This is a genomic window from Sphingopyxis sp. USTB-05, assembly GCF_023822045.1.
GTDB lineage: Bacteria > Pseudomonadota > Alphaproteobacteria > Sphingomonadales > Sphingomonadaceae > Sphingopyxis.
Window position 1 is genome coordinate 3,602,707 of the sequence record NZ_CP084712.1, and the last position, 24,842, is coordinate 3,627,548.

Sequence of the window (24,842 nt, forward strand, 5' to 3'; positions counted from 1 at the left end):
CCATAGCAGCGACTTTTCGCGTTGCAAGGTAACTCTCCCCCCTTGACCGGCGTGCGGCGCGCGTTCATCCCCTCGCCCCATGAGTGACGATGTACGCGACAGCCTGATTCCCTATGACGAAATCGTGCAGGACGCGCTGCGCGCCGTGGTCGGCCGCGTGCTTAGCCAGATCGTCGGCTATGACAGCCTGCCCGGCGAACATCATTTCTATATCACCTTCAAGACGCAGGCCCCCGGAGTCGATATTCCGGCCCATCTGATCGCCAAATTTCCCGACGAAATGACGATCGTCCTCCAAAATCGCTTCTGGGACCTGAAGGTCGAGGACGATCATTTCAGCGTCGGCCTGTCTTTCAACCAGACACCGTCGATCCTGACGATCCCCTATGCGTCGATCACCGCTTTCGTCGACCCGTCGGTCGATTTCGGACTGCAGTTCAAGGTCAGCGACGACGAAACCCAACCCGAACCGCATGACGAAGCCGACAATGATCGCCCCGAGGTCACGACCGAGGACGGATCGAATGTCGTGACGGTGGATTTCGGCAAGAAGCGCTAAAGTGCCAGGCCCCGCCTGGCCCCCCAGCCGTTTCTGGCAATTTTGGGCAATCGCGGGAATGCTCGTCCTGACCGGCGCCTTTTGGTGGGGGGTCGAGGGCTATACCCTGTTCCAGAATAATTATGCGCGCGGACAGGTTGCCGACGGGCTGCTGCGCTTTAGCTTGCTGGTGCTGACCCCGGCGCTGATCCTTGTCTGGCTTGCCGCCGGATGGCTGCGCCGCCGCGTCGGCGAAACGGGATATTGGCAATTGCTTGGCCTCGTCGCGATGATCTGGGCCGGGGCGATTTTGGTGACAAGGATGCTGGTGGCATGAGCGAAACGCGGACTGAAAGCGACAGTATCGGCGAGATCGAAGTCGCGGCGGATGTCTATTGGGGGGCGCAGACCGAGCGCAGCCGCCACAATTTCGCTTTCCCGCCGCATGAGCGGATGCCGCTTCCGATCGTCCACGCACTCGCGCGGATCAAGGGCGCGGCGGCGCGCGTCAATCGCAACCATGGCCTTGATGCAGGGCTTGCCGAAGCAATTGCCGCGGCCGCCGATGCCGTGGTCGCGGGTGACTATGACGACCAATTCCCGCTCGCGATCTGGCAGACGGGTAGCGGCACCCAGTCGAACATGAACGCGAACGAGGTGATCGCCGGCATCGCCAACGAAAAGCTGGCGGGCACGCGCGGCGGCAAATCGCCCGTTCACCCCAATGACCATGTGAACATGGGCCAGTCGTCGAACGACAGCTTTCCGACCGCGCTGCACGTCGCGGTCGCGGTCGAAACGACGGCAGGACTGCTGCCGTCGCTGATCGCCCTCACCGATGCGCTCGAAAGCAAAGCGCGAGCGTGGGGTGATATCGTCAAGATCGGCCGCACCCATTTGCAGGACGCGACCCCGCTGACGCTGGGGCAAGAATTTTCGGGCTATGTCGCGCAGCTGATCGCGTGCCGCGCGCGGATCGATGCGGCACTTGCGCATAATATCTGCAAGCTCGCACAGGGCGGTACCGCGGTCGGCACCGGCCTAAATGCGCCCGCGGGTTTCGACGTCGCGATGGCCGAGGACCTGTCGAAGAACAGCGGAATCGCGTTCGAACCGGCACAGAATAAATTCGAGGCGCTGGCATCGAACGACGGCCTCGTCTTTTTCTCGGGCGCGCTGAACACGCTCGCCGTCGCGCTGACCAAGATCGCGAACGATATCCGCCTGCTCGGATCGGGTCCGCGCGCGGGTCTAGGCGAGCTCGACTTGCCCGCGAACGAGCCAGGCAGCTCGATCATGCCGGGCAAGGTCAATCCGACGCAGTGCGAGATGCTGACGATGGTCGCGGCGCAAGTCATCGGCAACCATCAGGCCGTTACGGTCGGTGGGCTCCAGGGCCATCTCGAACTCAATGTCTTCAAGCCGCTGATCGGGTCGAATGTCTTACGCTCGATCGAATTGCTTAGCATCGGCATGGCGGGCTTTACCGAGCATTGCGTCGTCGGGATCGAACCCAATCTCGCGCGCATCGACGAGTTGATGAATCGCTCACTAATGCTCGTGACGGCACTTGCCCCCGAGATCGGCTATGACAAGGCGGCCAAGATTGCGAAGCACGCGCATGAGACGGGCAGCACCTTGAAGGAAGCCGCGCTCGACCTCGGCTATGTCGATGCCTCGACCTTCGATCGCGTGGTCGATCCGCGCACGATGCTGGGGCCCGACAACTGAAGGAACCCGTGGGGCCTTCCGGGGATTGAAGAGGGGAAGGAGAGATGAAGATGATCGGTCGCATCGTAGGCGGCGTTCTCGGCAGCGCCATCGGACGCCAGAATGGCAATCATTCCGTCGCGGGTGCCGTGATCGGCGCGGGCACGCTGTTCGCGGCGCGGCGGCTGTTCCCGCAGCGCTACGCGGTACTCGCGGCGACCGTCGCAGGCGCCTATCTCACCAAAAAATGGGCCGAACGCGCTGAAGCGCGCAAGGCGGCCGAAGAGGCGCATGCGCTCGATCCCGCGCTGGCGAATGCGGGTGTCGTCGACACCTATGCGGGAACCGCCAACGTCCCGACCGACGGGCAGACGATGGGCGATGCGCTGCCGCCCGCGATCCCGCTCGACGCGAACGGGCGCAGCGGCGCGCTTCATTGAATCACCTTTCGCCCGATTAACCTGATTCTCATCATGGCCGGCTATCGACGGCGGCCATGACGTTCAACCCGCCCGGCTTTCGCACCGTCATGTTGCTCGCGCTCGGTTTCGGGCTGCGGTCGCTGAGCAAGGCGCTCGAACGGACGGGCGATCTAGCCAGCGATCCGGGCAGCCGTTTGTTCAACCATGTATCGGCGCTCGTCGTGCTCATTGCCGCGGCGGCGTGCTTCATCTGGGCTTTGAAACGGATGTTCTTTGGCAAGCCGCGCACGCCGAATGAACAAGCGGCACCCCGTCTGCACCGAAACCGGCCGACATCTATCCCGAAGAGACGAGTTTCGATCCCGACGCGGCGCTCGCTCGCTATATGCGCAACCGCCCCGGCGCCGAATTGGGCGATATGTCTGCGCCCAAGCCACCGGGCAGCTTCGGCCGGAAAGGCCTGTAACGGACGGAGCTAGGCCCCCGCCTGCCACTCCTTGATCGCCTCGACGGGCGATACCAGCATCAGCACATTAAGCGTCAGATTGTCGCGGATCGTCCATAGCGTGAAGAGCTCGAAGACGATCGCGAGCGTGACCGTCACCCACCAGCGCATCCTGCTGGCCGCGATAAAGCCCAGCACCATGAACAGCGTGTCGCTGACCGAATTGAGTACAGAATCGCCCGAATAGCCGAACGCCATCGTTACCTCGCGATAACGGTCGATGATGATCGGCGAGTTTTCCAGAATTTCCCATGCACCTTCGATACCGATCGCGATCGCCAGCGGCACCCAAAGCGGGCGGCGCGGCAGGATCCAGCGCAGCACGCCATAGAAGATAAAGCCGTGGATAATGTGGCTGAAGCTGTACCAATCCGAAATCTGCTGGCTGTTCTGGTTCGACTGCACCGTGCCATGCCACAGGCTGATCGTCCCGCACGGGCAGATCGGCGGACGGCCCATGCCGATCAATATGGCAGCAAGCAGCGCGACCAGCGCCGCGGCGACGAGCCATCCGGTTCGTGATATTCCCGCCATTCGCGCCCCCTTGACCGCTGCCCCTCGTCAGGCGAATAGCGCGCATGACCGAAAGCGTCCATCTGAACCGCCGCGGCGTGTTGTTCGTCCTTTCCTCGCCCTCGGGCGCGGGCAAGACCACCATCTCGAGGATGATGCTCGAGGCGGACAAGGATATCGCCCTCTCGATCTCCGCGACGACGCGCCCGCCGCGTCCCGGTGAGATCGACGGCGTCCATTATCATTTCGTCGACACGGAAACCTTCAAGAAAATGGCCGCCGACGGCGAGTTCCTCGAATGGGCGCATGTCTTTGGCCATCGATACGGCACGCCGCGCGCGCCGGTCGAGGCGATGCTCGCCGCGGGCAAGGATGTTTTGTTCGATATCGACTGGCAGGGCGCGCAGCAGCTTTATCAGGAGGCCGGCCCCGACGTTGTTCGCGTCTTCGTCCTGCCGCCGACGATGGAAGAACTCGAACGCCGCCTGCGTTCGCGCAATACCGACAGCGACGAGGTGATCGCCGCACGCATGGAGCGCGCCGCAAACGAGATCAGCCACTGGGACGGATATGATTATGTCCTGATCAACGACCATGTCGAAGGCTGTTTCGACGAAGTCCGCGCGATTCTGCGCGCCGAACGGTTGAAGCGCCGCCGCCAGATCGGACTGATCGGCTTCGCGCGCGACCTGATTCGTTCGGTGCCCGATGCGGACAAGAATCTGTAATTTTTGCCTCCTCCCCCTTGATGGGGGAGGCAGCGAGACTTGCCAGCTTGCTGGCTGGTCGCAGCGGTGCGGGTGCGGTTTCGGGATGCACCGGCGGTGCCATGCCGCACCGTCACCCTCATCCAACTGCGCCTAGCCGTTTCGCAGCAAGGCTTCGTATCCTTCCCTCATCGAGGGAGAAGGAAATCAGCCCGGCTTCGCCAGATTACTTTCGAGTTCCGCGACCATCTCGGCGCGGAGCGGTTTCGCCTGACCGTCGGTGCGACACACGACGACCGTATCGCAGGTCGCTATTGCGCGGCCGTTCTGGAACATCGCCTGCACGATCGTCCAGCTCGAAGTGCCGAGCCGGCCGATACCGGTCGCGATATGCACCGGATCGGGGAAATTGCCCTCGGCCAGATAGTTGATTTCGACCGCGGCAACCATCGTGCGCTCGTTCGATGGACGCTCGTCCAGCGGGCGCACCTGCCGGTTGAGCAGCACGCGGCCGCTCTCGAACAACGCGGCAAAGGCCACATTGTTGAGGTGACCGTTGATGTCCATGTCCTGAAAACGCGTCTGCAAGTCGATGCAGACGGGGTAGCTGGCGGCATCGAGCCGCCAGCTTTCCGGTTTGGGCATATCAGCGCGGCGCCATACGGATGCCGCCGTCGAGGCGGACGTCTTCGCCGTTGAAATAGCCGTTCTCGATCATGCACATGGCAAGATTGGCATATTCGACCGGGTTGCCGAGGCGCTTCGGATTGAGCACCGACGCACCGAGCGCATCGCGGACATTCTGCGGCGCGCCTGCAAGCAGCGGCGTGTCGAAGATGCCCGGCAGGATCGTGTTGACGCGGATATTCTCGTTGCCGAGATCGCGCGCGATCGGAAGCGTCATGCCGACGACCCCGCCCTTCGATGCAGAGTAAGCGGCCTGACCGATCTGGCCGTCTTCGGCGGCGACCGATGCGGTGTTGACGATCGCGCCGCGTTCGCCGTCTTCCATCGGGTCGAGCGTCAGCATGCCCGCCGCCGACTTGGCGATGCAGCGGAACGTGCCGACGAGGTTGATCTGGATGATCCAGTTGAACGCATCGAGCGGGAAATGCTTGATGCTGCCGTCTTCCTTGCTGCGGCTCGCGGTCTTGATCGCGTTGCCGGTGCCGGCGCAGTTGACGAGGATGCGTTCCTGACCATGCGCTTCGCGCGCCTTGGCAAAAGCGGCGTCGACCGACGCGTCGTCGGTGACGTTGCATTCGCAGAAGATGCCGCCGAGTTCGGCTGCGATCGCGAGGCCCTTTTCTTCCTGCAGGTCGAAGATCGCGACCTTCACGCCCTTGGCGGCAAGCGCGCGTGCGGTGGCGGCGCCGAGGCCCGAGGCACCGCCGGTGACGACGGCGGATACGGTGGAATCGAGTTTCATATTGAGGCTCTCCTTAAAGCCCCTCCCCTTCAGGGGAGAGGTTGGGGTGGGGTGTCGCGGCGAAGAGCAAGGCCGATAGACCCCTCCCCGCTGCGGCTAGCGGGCAAGCCCGCAAGTCTCGCTGCCCCTCCCCCGAAGGGGAGGGGTTTGAATGGTCTTAAAGCCGCTCGATGATCGTGACGTTGGCCTGGCCACCGCCTTCGCACATCGTCTGCAGGCCGTATTTGCCGCCGGTCGCGTCGAGCACGCCGAGCAACGTCGACATCAGCTTGGTGCCCGAAGCGCCGAGCGGGTGGCCGAGCGCGATAGCGCCGCCATGCTGGTTGAGCCGCGCATGGTCGGCGCCCAGATATTGCAGCCATGCCAGCGGCACGGGCGCGAACGCCTCATTGACCTCATAGGCGTCGATATCGCCGATCTTCATGCCCGCCTTCTTCAGCGCGCGTTCGGTCGCGAACAGCGGTTCTTCGAGCATGATGATCGGGTCGCCCGCGGTTACCGAAACATGGTGGATTCGCGCGCGCGGGGTCAGATTATGATCCTTCAGCGCCTGTTCCGAAACCACGAGCGCAGCCGAGGCGCCGTCGCAGATCTGCGAGCTGGTCGCCGCCGTGATCGATCCGCCTTCCTGAAGGATCTTGACCCCCGCGATGCCTTCGAGCGTCGCGTCGAAACGGATGCCCTCATCGACGAGGTGCGTTTGGCGGCCTTCGGGCGTTTCGATTTCGACGCCGACGATCTCGCGTTTGAAGTGGCCGGCCTCGGTCGCGGCCTTGCCGCGGCGGTGGCTTTCGAGCGCATAGGCATCGAGATCATCCTTGGTGAGGCCGTATTTCTTCACGATCATCTCAGCGCCCATGAACTGGCTGAACATGATGCCGGGATATTTTTCTTCGAGCCGTTCGGACTTGTAGTGGCCGAGACCTTCCTTGATGAACAGGGTTGCGACGCTGCCCATCGGAACGCGCGTCATGCTTTCGATGCCGCTTGCGAGCACGATGTCCTGCGTGCCCGACATCACTGCCTGCGCCGCGAACTGAATCGCCTGCTGCGACGAACCGCACTGGCGGTCGATAGTGACGGCGGGGATCGAGTCGGGCAGCTTCGAGGCGAGCACGGCGTTGCGGCCGATGTCCATCGTCTGCTGGCCGCCTTGGCTGACGCAGCCGGTGATAACATCATCGATCGCCTTGGTGTCGAAGTCGTTGCGATCGGCGATCGCGTCGAACACCGCGGCGCCGAGGTCGACGGGGTGGACGCCCGCGAGCCGGCCGCCGCGCTTGCCGCCCGCGGTCCGGACGGCGTCGACGATATAAGCTGTAGCCATGGGAGAATTCCTTTCCTGCGATTTCAAGCGATCAGAGCTTGCGCCCGATCAGTTCCTTCATGATTTCGTTCGTGCCGCCGAAGATGCGGGTGACGCGTGCGGCGCGCCAGGCGCGGGCGATCGGATATTCGTTCATATAGCCTGCGCCGCCGAAGAGCTGGAGGCATTTGTCCATGACTTCCCACTGCAGTTCGGTGTGCCACAGCTTCGCCGCGGCGCCCTCTTCGGGGGTCAGTTCCTTCTTCAAATGCCGTGACAGCGCCCAGTCGAGATGCGCCCAGCCCACCTGAAGCTTCGCTTTCAGGTCGGCGAGCACGAAGCGGCTGTTCTGGAAATCGAGGATCGGCTTGCCGAACGCCTTGCGGTCGCGCGTATATTCGACCGTGTCGTCGAACGCGCGCTGCGCCGATGCCTGCGCCGACACCGCGATCGATAGACGTTCCTGCGGCAGTTCGCTCATCAGATAGATGAATCCCTGCCCCTCTTCGCCCAGGCAGTTGGTGATCGGCACGCGAACGTCGTTGAAGAACAGCTCCGACGTATCGGCCTCGTCCTGCCCGATCTTGTCGAGGTTGCGGCCGCGCTGGAAACCTTCGCGGTCGGCTTCGACGAGTACGATCGACACGCCCTTCCACGCCGGCTCGACGTCGGTGTCGGTCTTGACGCAGACGAGGATCAGGTCGGCGTTCTGGCCGTTGGTGATATAGGTTTTCGAACCGTTGATGACATAATGATTGCCATCCTTCTTCGCGGTCGTGCGCATACCTTGAAGGTCGCTGCCGGTGCCCGGTTCGGTCATCGCGATCGCGGTAATTACCTCGCCCGAGACCATTTTGGGCAGCCAGTGCTTCTTCTGCTCCTCGCTGCCGTAGCGGGTGATATAATTGGTCACGATATCCGACTGGAGTGAAAAGCCCGTGGTCACGCGGCCATAATAGGCGCTCTCTTCATCAACGATCGCGTTATAGCCGAAGTCAAGGCCGAGCCCGCCATATTCCTCCGGAACCGTGGGGCACAGCAGGCCAAGCTCGCCCGCCTTGGGCCAGATGCTCTTGGGCACGATACCATCCTCGGCCCACTGCGCCTGATTGGGTGCCACTTCCTTTTCGAGGAACTGGCGTACCGTCGCGCGGAACGCCTCATGATCCTCGGTGTAAGCGGAGCGTGAGAGACTATCGAGCGACATGATGCTTCCTTTTCCGGGGACGTCCGGCCAGTCTGTCGAAGCCGATACGCCATTGCCCCCGCATCGATCGATGCAGGCTTCGCGCGCCAACTGACCTTACGTTTACGTCCACGTCAAGTAGAAATGCCGCTACGGCGGCAAAGATGCGACAAAGGCGCGGAGAGCGGCGGCGCAGCGAATAGGTTTGCAGTCGCTGGGCAGCATCGCCGGCCCGCGCTAGGATCTGCTCCATGGTCAAACTGCTTCTCGACGCCGGCGCATTGCTTGGCGAATCGCCCGTCTGGCACGCCGCCGAAGCCCGCCTCTATTGGGTCGACATCGACGCCCGCAAAATCCATCGCACCGACCCCGCGACAGGTGTCGACGAGACGATGGAGCTTGCCGAGCAAGTCGGCTGCATCGCGCCGCGTGCGGGCGGTGGGCTTGTCGCGGCGCTGGAAGATGGCTGCGCGCTGATCGACGACTGGAACGCCGAGCCACGGCCCTTCGGCCCTGCGGTCCTCACCGGCAAGTCCGAGCAGCGTTTCAACGACGGCCGCGTCGATGCCCTGGGCCGGCTGTGGGTCGGCAGCCTGACGAGTGACAAGGCGAACCCCGCCGCGACGCTCTATCGCCTCGACCCCGATGGCTCACTTACCGAAATGCTGCATGGGCTGACGACGAGCAACGGCGCCGCCTTCAGCCCCGACGGCCGCACATTCTATCACGCCGACACGCCGACCCACGCGATCCGCGCCTATGATTTCGACGAAGCCACCGGCACGCTGAGCAACGGGCGCATCTTTCACCAGTTCGAGTTCGGCAATGGCCGCCCCGACGGCGCCGCGGTCGATGCCGAGGGCTGTTACTGGTCGGCGCTGTGGGACGGCTGGCGCGTCGTGCGCCTCTCGCCTGCGGGCGAGTTGCTACAGACGGTCGAGCTGCCGGTGCAACGCCCGACGATGATCGCATTCGGCGGGCCCGACCTCCAAACCGCCTTCGTTACGAGCGCGGGCAAGAATCTGACCGATGACGAGCGCGCAAAACAGCCGCACGCGGGCGGTGTCTTTACCTTCCGCGTTGATGTCCCCGGCCTGATTCAGCGGGATTTTGGCGCTTAGGCGGCTTGCACCCCGCTGTCATATAAGGTTAAGTCGGCCCCTGACATGGTTTCGTCCGAAACCTTATCCTCCGGGGAGATTTATCGATGTCGCGCACCGCGCAGCCTTTTGCCCGTCATTTGTCGATCATGCTTGCATCCACCGCAATGATCGTGGGTTATAGCCAGATGACCGCAACCGCCGCCGAACCGACCGCCGCCGCCAAGCCGGCCGCAACCGCCCCCGCGGGCGAAAACCCGATGCTCGCGCCGTGGACCGGCCCGTTCGAAGGGGTGCCGCCGTGGGACAAGATGGACCCAGAACTGTTTCCCGACGCCTTCACCAAGGGCATGGCCGAAACCAAGGCGCAGGTGCAGGCGGTGATCGACAATCCCGCCGCGCCGACGTTCGAGAATACGCACGTCCCGATGATGCTCGCGGGCGATACGATGGAGCGCCTTTTTGCGCTGTGGGGCGTGCAGACGTCGAACAAGTCGAACGACCGCGTCGAGGATATCGACGCCGAATGGAGCCCCAAGCTCACCACCTTCTATACCGAACTATTTTTGGAGCCCAAGCTCTTCGCGCGGTACAAGGCGGTTTACGACAAGCGCAATTCGAGCGGACTCAACGCGCAGCAGATCCGCATCGTCGAACGCAGCTATGACGAGATGGTGCGCGACGGCGCTAACCTGTCGCCCGCGAACAAGGCAAAGCTGGTCGAGCTGAACTCGAAGCTTGAAGGCCTGTTCTCGGCTTTCTCGTCGAAGCTGCTCGGCGATGAGAAGCTTTATACCTTTGTAACCGACAAGGCCGAGCTCGCAGGCCTTGAGCCCGGCTTCGTCGCCTCGCTCGCGTCGGCGGCGGAGTCGCAGGGCAAGCCGGGACAGTGGGCGATCAAGAACACCCGTTCGTCGGCGCAGCCGGTGATGCAGGGCGCGACCAACCGGGGCTTGCGCGAGCGCGTGTACAAGGCCTTTGTCAGCCGCGGCGACAATGGTGACGCGAACGACACCAATTCGACGATCGTCGAGATATTGAAGCTGCGCCAGCAGCGCGCCGAGTTGCTCGGTTTCCCGACGCACGCCAATTATCGCATGGCCGACACGATGGCGAAGACGCCCGAAGCCGCGATGGGCCTGATGATGAAAGTCTGGCCCGCCGCTGTCGCGCGCGTGAAGGAGGAGGTCGCCGACATGCAGGCGATCGCCGACGCCGAAGCCAAGGCCGGCAATGGCCCGAAGATCACCATCGAGCCGTGGGACTATCGCTTCTATTCCGAAAAGGTTCGCAAGGCGAAATACGACCTCGATGAAAGCGAGGTGAAGCCCTATCTCCAGCTCGACAAGCTGCGTGATGCGATGTTCTGGTCGGCGGGCCAACTCTACGATCTAGGCTTCCGCGAAAATACCGGTACGATCCCCGTCTTCGACCCCAAGGTCCGCACGTTCGAGGTTTATAATCTCAAGACGAACGAGAATGTCGGGGTCTTCTATCTCGATAATTTCGCGCGCGATGGAAAGCGTTCGGGCGCGTGGATGACGACCTATCGCAGCCAGCAAACGCTGGGCGGCGAGCGCAATGTGCTCGCGTCGAACAATAATAATTTCACCGAAGCCGCGAAGGGTGAGCCGACGCTGATCAGCCTCGACGACGCGCAGACCCTGTTTCACGAATTCGGTCACGGCATCCACTATCTGCTGCAGCATGTCTATTATCCAGCGCTCGCAGGCGTACCGCGCGACTTCGTCGAATATCCCAGCCAGGTGAACGAGAATTGGCTGATGACCCCCGAAGTGCTGTCGAAATATGCGACGCACTACAAGACGGGTCAGCCGATGCCGCAGGCGCTGGTCGACAAGATCCTCGCCTCCGACAAGTTCAATCAGGGCTTCTCGACGGTCGAATATCTGTCGAGCGCGATCGTCGACATGAAGCTGCACGACCGCAAGACGCCGCCAGCCGATGTCGACAAGTTCGAGCGCGAGACGCTTGCCGAAATCGGCATGCCGAAGGAAATCGTGATGCGGCACCGCTTGCCGCAGTTCGGCCACCTGTTCAGCTCGGACGCCTATTCGGCGGGCTATTACAGCTATCTATGGTCGGAAACGATGGACGCCGACACCTGGGCCGCCTTCACCGAAGCCGGCGGACCGTGGGACCGCAGCGTCGCCGACAAGTTCCGCACGATCCTGCTGATGACGGGTAACGAGACCGATCGCGCCGAAGCCTATCGCGCTTTCCGCGGCCGCGACCCCGACGTGAAGGCACTGCTGAAGAAGCGCGGTTTTCCGACTGAATAGGCGCACGAAACCAACGAGACAAAGGGAGCGATTTCGCTCCCTTTGTTTTTGGGCATAGCGGATTTTGCGGCGCGAAACTCCCTCGGCGAAGAAGCCTTCGGCCATCTGTGCGACCTTCGCAGCGCGCGATGTGTGACGTTTCAGTCCATAGCGCGGCTACAAAAAGAAACGGCGGCCAGATGACCACCGTTTCCGTTCTTTTTCGACCTTGTGGCGGTTCAGAATTGATAGCCGATGCCGACGTTGCCGCCGAACGTGCTGCCCCGGCTCGTCTCGACATAAGTTGCGCCGCCCTTCACCACTGTCCGGCCGTCGCCGAACACCTTCGACACGCCAAGCGCGAAGGCGGTTTCATTCTGGTAGACGCCGATCGCTCCCCCGATCATGCCGCCGCTGTCACTAAAGGCCTGGGGCAGACCGGCGACCGCCATCGCCGAAGCGGTACCCGCATCAGCATCTCGCCGGACGTTGGCGAGATCGAAGCGGAGCGCGTTGACATGGTGATCGGTGTAGCCGGTTGCCGCGACCAAACCGTGGTCGATTGCATTGCTGAGCTGTCCGAGATTGACCGCATCGGTCGGGCGCGTGCCCGCCGCAACGTTCGTCACCTGCCGCTCGGCACCCTCGCGGCCAACCGAGACGACATTGTCGCGCCCGCCGTCGGTGGCTCCATGGCCGAGCGCCACCGAGCCCGCGCCGCTGGCAACCGCATTGCTGCCGATCGCGGTCGACCGGGCCCCGCTGGCAACTGCGCCAAAGCCCCCGGCGACCGCATCTTCGCCGCGTGCGTCGGGCGCGGGCAGGCCGCTCCGGTTGTTCATGCGGAACGCGCCCGCCTGACCGGTTTCGAGCAACGCCAGCTGCGTGCCGTGCGCGGCGACCCGTTCGTTCGTCGCATGGAGCTGGGCGCCGTTGACCGCATCGGTCGAGGTCGGCGAGAGCAGGCCCTGCGCGACATTGGCCAGACGCGTACCGCCGGTCCTGCCGCCGTCTTCCGACTTCGGCCCGCCGAGCGTCAGGCCCGTCTTGCCCGCATCGTCATATTGCACGCTGTTATTGCCGAGCGCGAGCGCCCGCTCGGCCGTACCATTGGCTTGCTCAGCCTTCAGGCCCGCTGCGTCCGCCGCCAATTGCGCCGTCACGACCTTCATCGCGGCGGCGTCCGCCGCATATTGCGCGGCAACCGCCTTCATGTCCGCAGCGTCCGCCGCAGCTTGCGCCGCCGCCGCCTTCATGTCCGCCGCGTGGGCCATCGCCCGCGCGGCTGCCGCCTTTGCATCCGCCGCGTCGGCAGAGGCCTGTGCGCGGACCGCCCTGGCATCGGTTGCGGCGAGTTGATCGCCGTTCACGGCATCGGTCGATCCCGCAGCGACATTGCCGGCACCGATACCGGTCAGCACATTGCCGCCATTGTCCAGGCCTTTGTTGGTCAGCTTCACCGGCCCATTCGGACCGCCGGCGATCGTCACACCGTCGCCGTTCACCGTCGTATTGCCCGCCGTCACGCTGTCGACGGCGAGGTTGCGCGACAGCGCCACCTTCACATTGCGATCGTCCGCGCCCTTCGCGACCTGAATATTGGCGTCCGCGCCGCTGATATCGACAGTCTCGCCGGGCTTCACCTGCGAAAGCCGAAAAGCTGCTGCTCCCGGCGTTGGTGAACGTGATTGTCGTCGTGATGCCGTCGATGACCGTCGACGCGGTGTTTGCGCCCGTCGTCCACGCGCCGCTGTTGGTCCGCGTAAGCAGCCCGTTCCATTGATCGCTGACCAGCGATACGGCTTCGACCGGTCCGGCGCGCGCCTCCAGATCCCAGTCGCCGCCCAGCGCGGCCGCGCCGGTCGGGTCCGCCGAGGCCGCGACATCGCCGCCGGTCGCGCGCGCGATGGCATCGATCAGCGCCTGCCCATCCCCGCCGGTCCCGACGTCGCAGCCATAGATTAATATGTCGCCGTCCGCCGATAGTTTCGATCCGATCGACGCCAGCGCACCAGCCAGCTCGCCCGTCACCGCGGCCAGGTCGACCGTGGTGCTGCCGATGATGAAATTGTTCGACGTGCCGTGGCTGACGATGTGGATCGCGTCGATATCCGACCGCCCCGCAAGCGCCGCCATCATTTGTTCGACACCGTCCCGGGTCGCGTCGATCAGGACCACTTCACCCTGGCCGGCCCATTCGCGAGCCAGTTCGGCATAGCCGTCAACGCTGGTGTCGATGAAGATCAGGCTTCTTGCCGGGGCCAACCGCTCCGGCATGCCCATTTCCGTCGGCAGCGAAGCTTCGCTTATTCTGGGCGTTCCGTCGCCATACCCATGGTCGGCCAAAGACCGGTCGGCTGGATACCCGCCGCCGGGGGGCGCTGCCTCGTGCGCGACCGATGCAGCGCGGGGCATGATCGCCGGGTCGGTGTGCTCCAATGCACTGTCGGAATGCGCGACGGTTTCGGTGGCGGTAACAACTGCCGCGCCATCGAACATCATGCGTGGCTCTAAAGCAATAAAATGAGGTTCAAGCCCCGCCGAACAAGGCTTGCAAGGAACCGAGGGAACCGAAGTCATGGCGTCGCGCTTGCGCAAGTCACCCCCTAAAAGGTTCTGGCACATCCAAAGCAGATTGTTTTGGTCAAACGATAGAAGTTGGATTTCTTCCAACACCGTCGAGTGCGAGGGGGATGAAACCTTTTAATACCCCTCAAACTTAGATATCAAAGGTTAAGGAAAGCTTTAGATTTTACGTCGGAACGGCGCCACTGAGCGGGAAAAACCCCCATATTCCGTGGGTATCTGCTGGGAACGCGAGCGCTTTCCGTCGCAGTTACAAAAAATCGCCAGCCTCCCCCAAGAAGGCTGGCGACGAGTTGGGCGCTCGCGAGGTCGAGCACCTTTTGCGGGAACGACAAGTCTGGTTTCATCGGACCGCAAAAACTAGGCAATGCCACCAAATTGATGGCCTGCATCCTATGCGGCCTTCGCTTGCTCGGCACAGAAGAATAATATTGGCATCCAGAATAATAGGGCTGGTCGGACCGGGTAGACCGACCAGCCCTTCAATGCGGATCGTTGGAGGGACCCAGGACGCGCATTGAAAACCTATTATTGCCCGGCAGCTTCGCTCGCGCGGGCTGCCAGATGAGCGGGCTGGTCGGACCGGGAAGGCCGACCAGCCCTTCGATGCGGATCGTTGAAGCGACCCAGGACGCGCACCGAAAACTTGTTAAGTTCAGCATCGCCGTCACGCCGACAGGATGATCGGTTGCTGCCCTTTCAAAAGAAGAAGACGCACGCCGCGACGTCTCATTCACGGTGATGTGATTTTTTTTTGCGGACGCGATCGAGACAGCGCGACGCGCGGCCGACCCTTGAGTGCATCGCACATAGTCCGCATCGAACAGGTCTGCGTCACTGCTCATAAGGCCATCGGTCGACGGGATGATCGCGTTCATTGACCCGGCCTCAATCGTTGCGAGGCACGTCGCGATATTCCTGAAGACGCGTCGCGCGCAGCGCGAGGACGCCCGCACGTGCATAGTCGCGCTGCCACGATGCGAGTTCCTCTGCGCTGAGGGCATAGCGCGTGCAGGCCTCGTCCGCCGTCAGAAGCCCGCCATCGATCGCTGCGACGACTTGTGCCTTGCGGCGACAGACCCATCGGCTCGTATTGGGGCAGGGCAGACTTTCCAGCGTCAGGCGCTCGCCCATCGGGCCGACCACCGAGGCCGGACGAATCTTCAGATTTTCAATCACCGCAATTCTCCAATCCGGCAGTCTCATTGTCAAAGACGCACGCGCGATGAGGCTGTTCACGATTTAATGCAGAGGCCTGGCGGATTGACCGCCGCGCTTCCGCTCCGGACTGAGCTCGACAGCGGGAAGTGGCGGATGAAATGTCAGCGCCGTTTCGACACGAAAGCGCATGCGATCGACGCTGAACGGCTGCGCGTTTGAAGGATCAAAGCGTCGAATATTGGCACGACGGCGTTTGATCGAAACCCGATGATATCCTATATCATGGCAATGACCATCGCAGCCCAAGTTCGACGCCCGGTTTCCGGGCTGTTCCAGGAAATCGAAACGCTCCAGGGTGAAAGACCCTGGGGCCGGATGCTCGATGCGGGAACCGGGACACATTCAATCGGCTGGATCGGCACGCTGCCGACCGAGCAATGGACGGCAGTCACGGGCGCGGACGCCCACGCGGTGCAAGTCCGCGACGCGATCGCTCGGCATCGCCGCGAGGGCGACCGGATCATCGTCGGCAACTGGGCGGACTCGACCCTGCTTGCCGGCGAAAGCTATGACTCTGTGCTTGCCGATTATCTGCTCGGCGCAATCGACGGTTTTGCTCCATATTTTCAGCATCGCCTGTTTGCGCGCCTTCGCCCGCTGGTCGGACGGCGGCTCTATGTCGTGGGGCTAGAACCCTATGTCGTGGGGGAGCCCGACAGCGAAGCCGGGCGCCTTGTCTGGGAGATCGGGCGTTTCCGCGATGCCTGTCTGCTCCTCGCCGGTGAACAGCCCTATCGCGAATATCCCTCGCAATGGGTGGTCGATCACCTTGAGGCGTCGGGCTACCGCATCATCGCGGCGAAGCGCTTCGCGAACCGCTACAAGGAGCGTTTCGTCAACAGCCAGATCGATATGTGTGCGCCGCGGCTGGCCCGGATCGCCGACCGCGGCCTTGCCGACGCGCTAGCGGCACGGGGCGAAGCGCTGCGCGCCGAAGCATTGGCTCTTGTCGCCAGCGCGAACGGACTGCGCCACGGCTTCGACTATATATTGGCGGCCGAACCCGCCTGACCCGTTCGGGACCTGATCGGCGGAAGGAGGGGCGCGCGACCATGCGCCCCTCCTTCCGTCCACCCCACGTCGACCTAGAAGCTGGTGCGTAGCCCGAAGACGAAGTTGCGTCCGCGGAGCGGCGAGGCATTCTTGATGAACGACGCGTGGTTATAAGCGAGTTCGTTCGTCAAATTGGTCGCGCGCACGAACAATTCGGCATCGGCCTTCGGCCCGAGTTCGACCTTATAGGCCAGCGTCGCGTTGAGCATGTCATAACCCGGCGTCCGCGTTTCGAATGCGGCGATCCGGTCCTGTTCGAAGACATGGTAAAATTCGACGTCGGCCGACAGCGGCCCCCAACGCCCGTCGGCGCGCGCGCCGAGCCGGCCGGCAGGAATGCGCGGCAGGTCGCCGAGATTGCCCTTCAGCTTCGCGCGGACATAATCGCCGAACAGCGATGCGCCGATAGCGCCGAATTCGTGCCGCACCTCGCCGTCGATCCCGGTGAAGGTGGCGTCGGCGGCGGTGTAACGGATGAGGCGGAAATCCTCGAACTGGTCGAGCGTGTTCGCGAAGATATAGTCGTCGAAGGCCTGGTGATAGGCGCCGATGGTGAAGGTCGTCGCGCCCTTCGTCTTGCGGAAGGTCAGGTCGATCGATTTGCCCGTTTCCTTGCCGAGCGTCGCGGTGCCGACCTCATAGGTGTTGGTAGCGAGGTGGATGCCGCGTGCGTAGAGTTCCTGAACATTGGGTGCGCGCTGCGACCGCGCGAGCGAGAGCGCCAAAGAATAGTCGCCACCGATGTCCCAGACCGCCGCACCCGAGATCGAGAAGGGCTTATGGCTTACCTCGCGATTCCGCGTCGTCTCGATCTTCTGCCATTCCTGTCGCGCCGCGAGTTCAAAGCGGATCGGACCGGCGTCTAGCGTTTCCATCAGGAACAGCGCGGTGCTCCGCGTCTCGCTTTCAGGCAGGAACGCCTCTTCGCCCAGCGCGCTGAACTTGCTCTCCGAATGCTGGACCCCGAACGCGCCGCGCAGAGGCCCGATGGGCTTGTGCGCGAGTTCGAAGCGAAGCTCGTGCGCCTTGTTGCTGAAGGTCGTCGCGACCTCGTCATGCTCGATCTCGTCATGCTCGTAATCGGTGAACGACAGGCGGAAGCGAACCTTCTCGAACCCCGGCAGCGGATCTTCATATTCGCTGCGGATATCGAAGCGTTCGCTGCGCAATTTGACGAACGGCACTTCCTCATGCTCATGCTCGTGATCATGGTCATGATCCTCGTCGTCATGCGCGTGGCTGCCGCAGTGCAGGCTGCTGCCGTGCGGATGGCAGCCTTCATAGTCGTGACTGTGCCCGGGCAGGCCATATTCGCTGCGCTGGCGCGTATAGGCGACGCCCAGATAGCCCCCGCTGCCAACCCATGAGCCGCCAACCGTGAAGGTCGAGGTGTCGTTATACGACCCATCGACATGGCGTTCGCCGAACCCCTTGGGCACGCGGTAATCATTCGACGAGCGATGAACGCCCTCGACGCGCAGCGCGAGCCCCTGCCCCCCGATGGTGATCCCGCCGACCAGCGAGCGTTCGTCGTCGGCCGTGCCGATACGCCCCTCGACCGTGCCCGCGATGCCGCCGTCGGGGATCGACGTCGGGACCTTCTCATCAAGCAGGTTGATCGCACCGCCGATCGCGCTGCCGCCATAGAGCAGCGCCGCGGGCCCGCGCAGCACCTCGATCCCGCGCAGCAATAGCGGCTCGGTCGTCACCGCATGATCGGGCGAGATCGCCGATGCATCGTGGATGCTGGACCCATCGGAGAGCGCTTGCACACGCGGAGCGGTCTGGCCGCGGATCACGGGACGGCTAGCACCCCCGCCGAAATTGTCGAAGTTGATGCCGGGCTGTCCGGCGAGCGTGTCGCCGAGGGTCGCCTGGCGGCGGCGAACCAGTTCGTCGCCCGTGAGCGTGACGACCGGGGTCGCAGTTTCGTCGGCGCGAAGGCCGAGGACGTTGGCCGACACGACGATCTCCGGATCGGCACGGGTGCCGGCCTGCAAATAGGCAGCCGATCTTTCTTCCCGCTTCACCAAAGGCACCGTTTCCTCGGCCATGGCGATTTGCGGCACGGAAACGGGAACGGCGGCGGACAACAGAAGAGCACGAAAAGTCACAAAAACCCCTTTCATCATATAGAGGCAGGCCCTATAGGAGACGTTATATCATAACTCAACAGACTTTGACTCCAACCCCCGGAAAATCGATGATGAACATCCTCCACGATCCCTCGCGATCGACAATCCGCGCGACCGATGGTGTCGAGAGCGCCGCACTTTCGACCTCGCTGCTCTGTCTTGTGCATTGCCTTGCCTTGCCGATGCTTCTCGTCCTGCTCCCGACTGCGGCCGGCGCTTTCGTGCGTTCCGAAGCGTTTCATTATGTCGCGGTCGGCCTCGCCGCGCCCTTCGCACTTCTCGCCTTCGTGCTCGGCTATCTTCGCCACGGTGCGGTGCGCCCGGCGCTGTTCGGCGCCGTCGGCGTGGCCTGCCTGCTGCTTGCCCTGCTTCCCGGCGTCGAACATGGCACCTCGATCGTGATCACCGTCGCCGGCAGCCTGCTCCTCATCACCGGACACCTGATCAATTGGAGGCTGCGCCGCCATGCGATCTGAGCAACTCGCCGAAAGCTGCCGCGACGAGAACGAGTTCGCGCCGCCCGCTTCGCCGGTCCATCGCCAGCCCGCCGATCTCGATCGCCGCGTGATGGACCAGCTGCGTGCGAGCAACCGCCCGCTCGGCGCCCATGAGATCGCGCGACAGAGCCGGCAGACCGGATCGCCGCTGGCGCCCAATCAAGTCTATCGCATCCTCGACCGCCTGCTGCAGCGTGGCAAAGTGCGTCGTATCGAATTGCTGTCCGCCTATACGCCGACACGGGACGACAGGGCGGGGTTCGCGGTCTGCAAGGATTGCCGGACCGTCACGTCGTTCGAGGCGCAAGACCTCGCCGGCCAACTCGATCGACTGTGCCGCGCGCGGGGTTTCGAACCCGCCACGCCGATCCTCGAAGTGTCGGGACTCTGCCCCGAGTGCCGCGCGCACCGCGCGGGGGCGCTGCCCGTCCGGCGCATGCGGGGTATGGCGATGCTGTTCGCGCTCCTTTCGCTTGCGGGCGGCTCCGCGCCGGGCGGCATCGCGGGCGCATATCCCGTCCTGATTGCGGCCGAAGGCGAAAAACCCGGCCGTGCCCGGCTTTTTGAAAGCGCATCTGCATGACAACGCTTCGATTCCCGAGCACCCTGATCGCGGGCAACGGCGAAGGCCTCGCCGCCATCCACGATCCCGACATCTCGATCGCGATTTGGGAGCGCTCCGAAGATCCCGCATTTCGAGGCCTTCTCGCGCCCAGCCTGCGCCCGATCCAGTTAACGAGCGACGTCTGCGACCTGGGTTCGGCGTTGAACCGCGCGATGCAGGCCGCGGGCTATCCGGCCGGCAATGTCCGCGTCAGATTGGAAGCCGACATCATCGATCTCGCCGCGCGCTTCGCGGCGATCATGCGGATCGACAGGCTCGATATTCGGTTCGAACGGATCACCGGCGATGCCTGTCGGAAATTCCACGCCGATTACGTCCTTGCACGGCTGATCACCACCTATACGGGGCGCGGGACGCAGTGGCTCGACGGCGAGAGCATGGACGATTGCGACTGCGGCACATCGCATAACATCCGCGAGATGCGCGCGGGCGACGTCGCAATCCTCAAGGGCCGAAACTGGGACGAGGCGCGCGCCGCGGTCCACCGATCGCCGCCGATCGCCGGTACCGGCGAAGAGCGACTGCTGCTCACGATGAACCATTCGACCCTTCCCCCTAAAGTGCGTCCGGAGTTTTCGTAGAATCCCGATTGACCATCGCTCCATTCGATATAAATATGATATCATCATTATATCGAGTGATTCGGAGGGAAAGATGGTCGAAACAGGGACACGGGCGCTGAACCGCAGCCGCGAGACACGCGCCAATACACAGAGCGGCTATCTGATGCTGCTGATCTGGCTTGGCCTGCTCGGCGCCGCCATCTGGGCGGCGACGACCAATATCGGCGCGGACGGGATCGACTGGAACTGGAAATGGGCGGTGGTGGTCGCGAGCGGGGTGATCGGCACGATCATCCTCTGCGGCTTCTACATGATCAACCCGAACGAGGCGGCGGCGGTCCAACTGTTCGGCGCCTACCGGGGTACCGACCGCGAGGAAGGGCTGCGCTGGGTATTGCCCTGGCTCAGCCGCAAGAAGATCGCGGTCCGCGCCAACAATGTGATTTCGGACAAGATCAAGGTCAACGACCTGCGCGGCAACCCCATTGAAATGGCGGCGCAGGTCGTGTGGCGCGTCACCGACACTGCGCAGGCGCTCTTCGACGTCGACGATTACAAGGAATTCGTCATGGCGCAGATCGAGGCCGCGGTACGGGCAATCGGCTCGCGCTATCCCTATGACGACATCGAGCATCAGGAAGTGACGCTGCGCGGAAACCACGACGAGGTTGGCGGGGAACTGCGCAAGGCACTGATCGAACGGCTGGAAGTCGCTGGCATCACGGTCGACGAATGCGGCCTGACGCACCTTGCCTACGCCCCCGAAATCGCCGGCGCGATGCTCCGTCGCCAACAGGCAGAGGCGGTGATCGCGGCCCGCAAAAAGCTGGTCGAGGGCGCGGTGACGATGGTCGAGATGGCGCTACAGCACCTCTCCGAAAAGAATGTCGTCGACCTCGACGACGAGCGGAAGGCGGCGATGGTCTCGAACCTGATGGTCGTCCTGTGCGGCGAACGCGACACGCAGCCCGTCGTCAACACCGGCTCGCTCTACTGAGGGCCGGGCGATGGCAGCGCAGTCTAAAAAAGCCTTTGCCCTCCGCCTCGATCCCGCGCTCTACGCGGCGATCGAGCGGTTGGCGGCGGCCGAGCTGCGCAGCGCCAATGCGGAGATCGAGATGTTGCTGCGCGAAGCGCTGGCGCGGCGCGGCGTCAGTGTAAAACGGTCCGATGCGCCCAAGCGCGGACGGCCACCCAGGGAGGAAAGCTGATATGCTGCACCTGATGTTCGACACCCGCCCCTGGTTCCGGCCGAAACGCCGCGGTTTCGGCACCGGCCTGCCGATCACTTGGCAAGGCTGGCTGATGCTGGCGATGCACATCGCGCTGATTACCGGAATTGCGATGCTCCTGCGCGATCGGCCCGCGATGATGACCATCGCAGTGGTCCTTGCCGGCCTCGCCCCGATGCCGCTTTATCGCGCCAAGACAGAGGGAGGGTGGCGCTGGCGATAGGCGCCGCGATGTCTGTTTTGGGGTGGGGAGCTGACGTTGCCTTCTTTGGACATCGCCCGGCTGGATCCAGATCGGGTCGGCGCAAGGGCCGCGCAATATTCCAAAGTTCAGGAAAGTTCAGCCCTATGAGCGCGCCGATTTGCAAGTCGCGGCGTGCTGGATGTGCGAGGCACGTCCGATCATGGTCGTACCCGCAAGCCGGGCAGCGACCACCTTTTTGTTCACCGAATGAAAGAGCCGGATGAAGGCTGGCACGGCCGAATAATGTAGGAAAGACCTAATTGAAGGCGATGTTTGTTTTGTATTGGGGAGCGGACATCCCGTCCCTACTTCAGTCATCCCGGGCTTGACCCGGGATCCCGCTTTTTGAGGCACTCACTGGTTTCGACCTCAAGCGGGACCCCGGATCAAGTCCGGGGTGACGACGAAAGATAGGTCGGCTTCCGGCCGAAAACTGCCCTCATCACGCTTTTCCACCATTGGCGCGCCCACCCCGCTTGCCCCCGACTCGCTAGATGGTTAAGGCCGGTCTCATGACCGCCGCCTCCGCTCCAGTTCGCATCGCCCCGTCGATCCTCAGCGCCGATTTCGCGCGGCTGGGGGAAGAAGTACGCGCAATCGAAACGGCGGGCGCCGACTGGGTGCATATCGACGTCATGGACGGCCATTATGTGCCGAACCTGACGATCGGCCCGATGGTGGTAAAGGCGCTGCGTCCGCACTCGACGCTACCCTTCGACGTCCACCTGATGATCTCGCCCGTCGATCATTTCCTTGACGCCTTCGCCGCGGCGGGCGCCGACATCATCACCGTGCATCCCGAATCCGGGCCGCATATCCACCGCACCGTCCAGCACATCAAGTCGCTCGGCAAACAGGCGGGCGTGTCGCTCAATCCCGCGACGCCGGCGAAGATGCTCGACTATCTGATCGACGACATCGACCTTGTCCTGATCATGAGCGTCAATCCGGGCTTCGGCGGACAAAGCTTTATTTCGAGCCAGCTTCGCAAGATCGAGGCGGTCAGGAAGATGATCGAGAAGTCGGGCCGCGATATCCGGCTGGAGGTCGACGGCGGCATCGACGCGGGCACCGCACCGCTCGCGATATCGGCGGGCGCCGACGTGCTCGTCGCCGGCACCGCGACTTTCAAGGGCGGACCGGACGCCTATGCCGACAATATCCGGCGGCTGCGCGGGGCCTGATCGATGGAGGGGAGACCGTTGACCGCTGCCCCCGCCGACACACCGCTCGACTCCGGTGACGACGCCGCGCCACTCGACGATACGATCGAACCCGGCAAGCGGCTGATCCGCCTTCCCGCCGACCAGGGTCTTTCGCTCGGCGATCGCGTCGCAAACGCGATCACTCGCCTGACCTGGCGCACACCGCTTCACGCCTTCCGGCTGAAGGGGCGTTTTCCGCTCAAGCTGCTTGGCGTGCCCACCGATCCGATCCCCGGCGACACACGGGCGGGCACGGCGATCCGCGCCGGCCATCTCCTGCACCGCGGGTTGAAACTGCCGCTCGGCGAGCTCGATTTCGCGGCGCTCGACGTCGTTCCGACCTTTGCCGATTATCTGCACAGCTTTGCCTGGCTGCGCGATCTCGCCGCAACGGGATCGCGCGCCGACGGCGCGCCGATCGCCGAAGCCGTCGTGCGCCATTGGCTGGGCACGCACGGCGAAACGGTCAGCGAACCCGCGTGGAAAGCCGACAATACCGCCTGGCGCATCCTGTTCTGGGCTGCGCACGCGCCGCTGATCCTGTCGTCGAGCGACCTTGTTTATCGCTCGGCGGTGCTCAATCATCTTGCACGCGCGGCGCGCCACCTCGACCGTATCGCCGACAAGACGCGGCCCGGCACGGGGCAGATGGTCGCGTGGGTCGGCATCGTCGCCGCGTCGCTTTTGATGCCCGGCGGCGAACCGCGACAGGTGTTCGGCGAAGCCGGCCTTCGGAGGGTCCTCGAAACCAGCTTCTACGCCGACGGCGGCAATATCTCACGCTCGCCCCAGGCGCAGCTCGACGCGATCATGGCGCTGTCGATGCTCGCGAAAATCTATGACATGCGCCGCATGGAAGTGCCGCCCTTCATTCAGGAAGTGCTCGCGCGGGCGGTTCCGGCACTGCTGGGCCTGCTTCACAGCGACGGCGGCATGGGTAGCTGGCAGGGCAGCGGGGCGACCTCCGCCGCCTATGTCCAGGCCATCGTCAATGCGAGCGGCGTGCGCACGCGCCCGCTCAAGCAGGCACGCGACTGGGGTTATCAACGGCTGGTTGCGAACAAGGTCGTGCTGCTCGCCGACGCGGCGCCGCCGCCCATCGCGCGCGTCACAGAGGCGGGCTGCGCCTCGACTCTCGCCTTCGAACTCAGCGACGGCGACGAGCGCATCGTCGTCAATTGCGGCGGCGCGGCGCTGACCGGCGCGACGATTCCGGCCGATCTCGCACGCGGGCTTCGCACCACCGCGGCGCATTCGACGCTGACGCTCGGCGACAGCAATTCGACCGCGATCCTTGCCAACGGCTCGCTCGGCAAGGGCGTGACCGAGGTCGAGCTCGACCGGCGCGAGACGCCGCAAGGCAGCCGGGTCGAGATGAGCCACGACGGATATGCCCGGCGCCACGGACTGATCCATCGCCGCCTGCTGATCCTTTCGCCGAACGGCCGCGAACTCCGCGGCGAGGATCTGCTCCTTCCCGCCCCGCGTACACGGCGCAAGGGCGACAAAGGCTTCACGCTGCGCTTCCACCTTGGACCGCATATCTCGGCCAGCCTGACCGCCGACAAATTGGGCGCGCTGCTGCGCGTGGGCGGCGGCCCGCTCTGGCAGTTCCGCACGTCCGAAGGCGGTCTCGACATCGAGCAGAGCCTGTGGGTCGATGGCGAGGGCCGGCCGCACCCGACCGAGCAACTCGTCGTCACCGGCAACGCGCCCGCTGGAGGCGCCAGCATCGGCTGGATTTTCAAGCATATCGGCTGATCAGGCCGGCAATCGATCGTCA

Annotated in this window: 25 protein-coding genes and 1 pseudogene; 16 read left to right on the plus strand and 10 right to left on the minus strand. The window is 63.6% G+C overall.

Annotated features, from left to right (window positions below; translation table 11 throughout):
* Nucleotides 1–79: 79 nt before the first annotated feature.
* From KEC45_RS16795 to KEC45_RS16810, 4 genes are read left to right on the plus strand one after another with little or no spacing between them, the layout of a single operon-like run.
* The gene (locus KEC45_RS16795; RefSeq protein WP_252171159.1) at nucleotides 80–559 is read left to right on the plus strand and encodes an SspB family protein; all 480 of its coding nucleotides are present in this window, start codon (nucleotides 80–82) and stop codon (nucleotides 557–559) included.
* Between the two features lies 1 nt (nucleotide 560).
* The gene (locus tag KEC45_RS16800) at nucleotides 561–875 is read left to right on the plus strand and encodes a hypothetical protein (RefSeq protein ID WP_062176240.1); all 315 of its coding nucleotides are present in this window, start codon (nucleotides 561–563) and stop codon (nucleotides 873–875) included.
* Nucleotides 872–2,269: a class II fumarate hydratase gene (fumC, locus tag KEC45_RS16805; RefSeq protein WP_252171160.1), complete on the plus strand. Its 1,398-nt coding sequence runs from the start codon at nucleotides 872–874 to the stop codon at nucleotides 2,267–2,269. The genes KEC45_RS16800 and fumC overlap by 4 nt, the downstream gene beginning before the upstream one ends.
* 50 nt (nucleotides 2,270–2,319) lie before the next feature.
* Nucleotides 2,320–2,688 carry a hypothetical protein gene (locus KEC45_RS16810; protein ID WP_238586520.1) on the plus strand — a complete coding sequence of 123 codons (369 nt, stop codon included), beginning with the start codon at nucleotides 2,320–2,322 and terminating at the stop codon, nucleotides 2,686–2,688.
* Between the two features lie 457 nt (nucleotides 2,689–3,145).
* On the opposite strand, the gene KEC45_RS16815 is transcribed toward KEC45_RS16810, so the two are convergent.
* Complete coding sequence (locus tag KEC45_RS16815) at nucleotides 3,146–3,709, minus strand: DUF2585 domain-containing protein (protein ID WP_062176229.1); 564 nt, start codon at nucleotides 3,707–3,709, stop codon at nucleotides 3,146–3,148.
* A gap of 44 nt (nucleotides 3,710–3,753) precedes the next feature.
* On the opposite strand from KEC45_RS16815, the gene gmk reads away from it, so the two are divergent.
* A complete protein-coding gene (gene gmk / locus KEC45_RS16820; protein ID WP_062176226.1) occupies nucleotides 3,754–4,416 on the plus strand; it encodes a guanylate kinase in 663 nt (220 codons plus the stop codon).
* 186 nt (nucleotides 4,417–4,602) lie between these two features.
* On the opposite strand, the gene KEC45_RS16825 is transcribed toward gmk, so the two are convergent.
* The 4 genes from KEC45_RS16825 to KEC45_RS16840 all read right to left on the minus strand — a co-directional run bounded on the left by KEC45_RS16825 (nucleotide 4,603) and on the right by KEC45_RS16840 (nucleotide 8,337).
* Nucleotides 4,603–5,040 carry a thioesterase family protein gene (locus KEC45_RS16825; protein WP_062176223.1) on the minus strand — a complete coding sequence of 146 codons (438 nt, stop codon included), beginning with the start codon at nucleotides 5,038–5,040 and terminating at the stop codon, nucleotides 4,603–4,605.
* 1 nt (nucleotide 5,041) lies between these two features.
* Nucleotides 5,042–5,824 carry an SDR family NAD(P)-dependent oxidoreductase gene (locus KEC45_RS16830; RefSeq protein ID WP_062176221.1) on the minus strand — a complete coding sequence of 261 codons (783 nt, stop codon included), beginning with the start codon at nucleotides 5,822–5,824 and terminating at the stop codon, nucleotides 5,042–5,044.
* 157 nt (nucleotides 5,825–5,981) lie between these two features.
* A complete protein-coding gene (locus KEC45_RS16835) occupies nucleotides 5,982–7,151 on the minus strand; it encodes an acetyl-CoA C-acetyltransferase (protein WP_252171161.1) in 1,170 nt (389 codons plus the stop codon).
* A 31-nt stretch (nucleotides 7,152–7,182) separates the two neighbouring features.
* Nucleotides 7,183–8,337, minus strand: a complete 1,155-nt coding sequence (locus KEC45_RS16840) for an acyl-CoA dehydrogenase family protein (RefSeq protein WP_062183260.1) — start codon at nucleotides 8,335–8,337, stop codon at nucleotides 7,183–7,185.
* A 230-nt stretch (nucleotides 8,338–8,567) separates the two neighbouring features.
* Between KEC45_RS16840 and KEC45_RS16845 the strand changes: the two genes are divergently transcribed.
* Entirely contained in the window at nucleotides 8,568–9,437 is an 870-nt protein-coding gene (locus tag KEC45_RS16845; protein ID WP_062176213.1) for an SMP-30/gluconolactonase/LRE family protein, read from the plus strand.
* A gap of 86 nt (nucleotides 9,438–9,523) precedes the next feature.
* Nucleotides 9,524–11,719, plus strand: a complete 2,196-nt coding sequence (locus tag KEC45_RS16850; protein ID WP_252171162.1) for a M3 family metallopeptidase — start codon at nucleotides 9,524–9,526, stop codon at nucleotides 11,717–11,719.
* A gap of 218 nt (nucleotides 11,720–11,937) precedes the next feature.
* Here the strand turns inward: KEC45_RS16850 and KEC45_RS16855 are convergent, their stop codons facing one another.
* The 4 genes and pseudogenes from KEC45_RS16855 to KEC45_RS16870 form a co-directional block, all read right to left on the minus strand.
* On the minus strand, nucleotides 11,938–13,341 hold the full coding sequence (locus KEC45_RS16855; RefSeq protein WP_252171163.1) for a YadA-like family protein: 1,404 nt from the start codon (nucleotides 13,339–13,341) through the stop codon (nucleotides 11,938–11,940).
* Between the two features lie 202 nt (nucleotides 13,342–13,543).
* A pseudogene (locus tag KEC45_RS21990) lies at nucleotides 13,544–14,323 on the minus strand (DUF4347 domain-containing protein); the annotation flags it as partial.
* A 443-nt stretch (nucleotides 14,324–14,766) separates the two neighbouring features.
* Nucleotides 14,767–15,162, minus strand: a complete 396-nt coding sequence (locus KEC45_RS16865) for a hypothetical protein (protein WP_252171165.1) — start codon at nucleotides 15,160–15,162, stop codon at nucleotides 14,767–14,769.
* Between the two features lie 10 nt (nucleotides 15,163–15,172).
* The gene (locus KEC45_RS16870) at nucleotides 15,173–15,463 is read right to left on the minus strand and encodes a DUF1153 domain-containing protein (RefSeq protein ID WP_252171166.1); all 291 of its coding nucleotides are present in this window, start codon (nucleotides 15,461–15,463) and stop codon (nucleotides 15,173–15,175) included.
* Nucleotides 15,464–15,727: 264 nt separating this feature from the next.
* Here KEC45_RS16870 and KEC45_RS16875 point away from each other — a divergent pair, with 264 nt between their 5' ends.
* A complete protein-coding gene (locus KEC45_RS16875) occupies nucleotides 15,728–16,516 on the plus strand; it encodes a hypothetical protein (protein WP_252171167.1) in 789 nt (262 codons plus the stop codon).
* A gap of 74 nt (nucleotides 16,517–16,590) precedes the next feature.
* Here KEC45_RS16875 and KEC45_RS16880 read toward each other — a convergent pair whose 3' ends face one another.
* The gene (locus tag KEC45_RS16880; protein WP_252171168.1) at nucleotides 16,591–18,672 is read right to left on the minus strand and encodes a TonB-dependent receptor; all 2,082 of its coding nucleotides are present in this window, start codon (nucleotides 18,670–18,672) and stop codon (nucleotides 16,591–16,593) included.
* Between the two features lie 89 nt (nucleotides 18,673–18,761).
* Here KEC45_RS16880 and KEC45_RS16885 point away from each other — a divergent pair, with 89 nt between their 5' ends.
* The 8 genes from KEC45_RS16885 (at nucleotide 18,762) to KEC45_RS16920 (ending at nucleotide 24,820) form a co-directional block, all read left to right on the plus strand.
* The gene (locus tag KEC45_RS16885; protein WP_252171169.1) at nucleotides 18,762–19,169 is read left to right on the plus strand and encodes a MerC domain-containing protein; all 408 of its coding nucleotides are present in this window, start codon (nucleotides 18,762–18,764) and stop codon (nucleotides 19,167–19,169) included.
* The gene (locus KEC45_RS16890; RefSeq protein ID WP_252171170.1) at nucleotides 19,159–19,773 is read left to right on the plus strand and encodes a Fur family transcriptional regulator; all 615 of its coding nucleotides are present in this window, start codon (nucleotides 19,159–19,161) and stop codon (nucleotides 19,771–19,773) included. The genes KEC45_RS16885 and KEC45_RS16890 overlap by 11 nt, the downstream gene beginning before the upstream one ends.
* A complete protein-coding gene (locus KEC45_RS16895) occupies nucleotides 19,770–20,396 on the plus strand; it encodes a DUF1826 domain-containing protein (RefSeq protein ID WP_252171171.1) in 627 nt (208 codons plus the stop codon). Before KEC45_RS16890 ends, KEC45_RS16895 begins: the two co-directional genes overlap by 4 nt.
* A gap of 73 nt (nucleotides 20,397–20,469) precedes the next feature.
* Nucleotides 20,470–21,375 carry an SPFH domain-containing protein gene (locus KEC45_RS16900; protein WP_062176200.1) on the plus strand — a complete coding sequence of 302 codons (906 nt, stop codon included), beginning with the start codon at nucleotides 20,470–20,472 and terminating at the stop codon, nucleotides 21,373–21,375.
* Nucleotides 21,376–21,385: 10 nt separating this feature from the next.
* On the plus strand, nucleotides 21,386–21,589 hold the full coding sequence (locus KEC45_RS16905; protein WP_062176198.1) for a hypothetical protein: 204 nt from the start codon (nucleotides 21,386–21,388) through the stop codon (nucleotides 21,587–21,589).
* 1 nt (nucleotide 21,590) lies between these two features.
* Entirely contained in the window at nucleotides 21,591–21,833 is a 243-nt protein-coding gene (locus KEC45_RS16910) for a hypothetical protein (RefSeq protein WP_062176195.1), read from the plus strand.
* A gap of 533 nt (nucleotides 21,834–22,366) precedes the next feature.
* Nucleotides 22,367–23,038, plus strand: a complete 672-nt coding sequence (gene rpe, locus KEC45_RS16915) for a ribulose-phosphate 3-epimerase (protein ID WP_062176192.1) — start codon at nucleotides 22,367–22,369, stop codon at nucleotides 23,036–23,038.
* 3 nt (nucleotides 23,039–23,041) lie between these two features.
* A complete protein-coding gene (locus KEC45_RS16920) occupies nucleotides 23,042–24,820 on the plus strand; it encodes a heparinase II/III family protein (RefSeq protein WP_062176189.1) in 1,779 nt (592 codons plus the stop codon).
* Nucleotides 24,821–24,842 lie beyond the last annotated feature (22 nt).

What these genes read in the sequence shown, in the direction of transcription:
- KEC45_RS16795 (WP_252171159.1), top strand. Translation starts at nt 80, where the DNA reads ATGAGTGACGATGTACGCGACAGCCTGATTCCCTATGACGAAATCGTG.
- fumC (WP_252171160.1), top strand. Translation starts at nt 872, where the DNA reads ATGAGCGAAACGCGGACTGAAAGCGACAGTATCGGCGAGATCGAAGTC.
- KEC45_RS16810 (WP_238586520.1), top strand. Translation starts at nt 2,320, where the DNA reads ATGATCGGTCGCATCGTAGGCGGCGTTCTCGGCAGCGCCATCGGACGC.
- KEC45_RS16815 (WP_062176229.1), bottom strand. Translation starts at nt 3,709, where the DNA reads ATGGCGGGAATATCACGAACCGGATGGCTCGTCGCCGCGGCGCTGGTC.
- gmk (WP_062176226.1), top strand. Translation starts at nt 3,754, where the DNA reads ATGACCGAAAGCGTCCATCTGAACCGCCGCGGCGTGTTGTTCGTCCTT.
- KEC45_RS16825 (WP_062176223.1), bottom strand. Translation starts at nt 5,040, where the DNA reads ATGCCCAAACCGGAAAGCTGGCGGCTCGATGCCGCCAGCTACCCCGTC.
- KEC45_RS16830 (WP_062176221.1), bottom strand. Translation starts at nt 5,824, where the DNA reads ATGAAACTCGATTCCACCGTATCCGCCGTCGTCACCGGCGGTGCCTCG.
- KEC45_RS16835 (WP_252171161.1), bottom strand. Translation starts at nt 7,151, where the DNA reads ATGGCTACAGCTTATATCGTCGACGCCGTCCGGACCGCGGGCGGCAAG.
- KEC45_RS16840 (WP_062183260.1), bottom strand. Translation starts at nt 8,337, where the DNA reads ATGTCGCTCGATAGTCTCTCACGCTCCGCTTACACCGAGGATCATGAG.
- KEC45_RS16845 (WP_062176213.1), top strand. Translation starts at nt 8,568, where the DNA reads ATGGTCAAACTGCTTCTCGACGCCGGCGCATTGCTTGGCGAATCGCCC.
- KEC45_RS16850 (WP_252171162.1), top strand. Translation starts at nt 9,524, where the DNA reads ATGTCGCGCACCGCGCAGCCTTTTGCCCGTCATTTGTCGATCATGCTT.
- KEC45_RS16865 (WP_252171165.1), bottom strand. Translation starts at nt 15,162, where the DNA reads ATGAACGCGATCATCCCGTCGACCGATGGCCTTATGAGCAGTGACGCA.
- KEC45_RS16875 (WP_252171167.1), top strand. Translation starts at nt 15,728, where the DNA reads ATGGCAATGACCATCGCAGCCCAAGTTCGACGCCCGGTTTCCGGGCTG.
- KEC45_RS16885 (WP_252171169.1), top strand. Translation starts at nt 18,762, where the DNA reads ATGATGAACATCCTCCACGATCCCTCGCGATCGACAATCCGCGCGACC.
- KEC45_RS16890 (WP_252171170.1), top strand. Translation starts at nt 19,159, where the DNA reads ATGCGATCTGAGCAACTCGCCGAAAGCTGCCGCGACGAGAACGAGTTC.
- KEC45_RS16895 (WP_252171171.1), top strand. Translation starts at nt 19,770, where the DNA reads ATGACAACGCTTCGATTCCCGAGCACCCTGATCGCGGGCAACGGCGAA.
- KEC45_RS16900 (WP_062176200.1), top strand. Translation starts at nt 20,470, where the DNA reads ATGGTCGAAACAGGGACACGGGCGCTGAACCGCAGCCGCGAGACACGC.
- KEC45_RS16905 (WP_062176198.1), top strand. Translation starts at nt 21,386, where the DNA reads ATGGCAGCGCAGTCTAAAAAAGCCTTTGCCCTCCGCCTCGATCCCGCG.
- KEC45_RS16910 (WP_062176195.1), top strand. Translation starts at nt 21,591, where the DNA reads ATGCTGCACCTGATGTTCGACACCCGCCCCTGGTTCCGGCCGAAACGC.
- rpe (WP_062176192.1), top strand. Translation starts at nt 22,367, where the DNA reads ATGACCGCCGCCTCCGCTCCAGTTCGCATCGCCCCGTCGATCCTCAGC.
- KEC45_RS16920 (WP_062176189.1), top strand. Translation starts at nt 23,042, where the DNA reads ATGGAGGGGAGACCGTTGACCGCTGCCCCCGCCGACACACCGCTCGAC.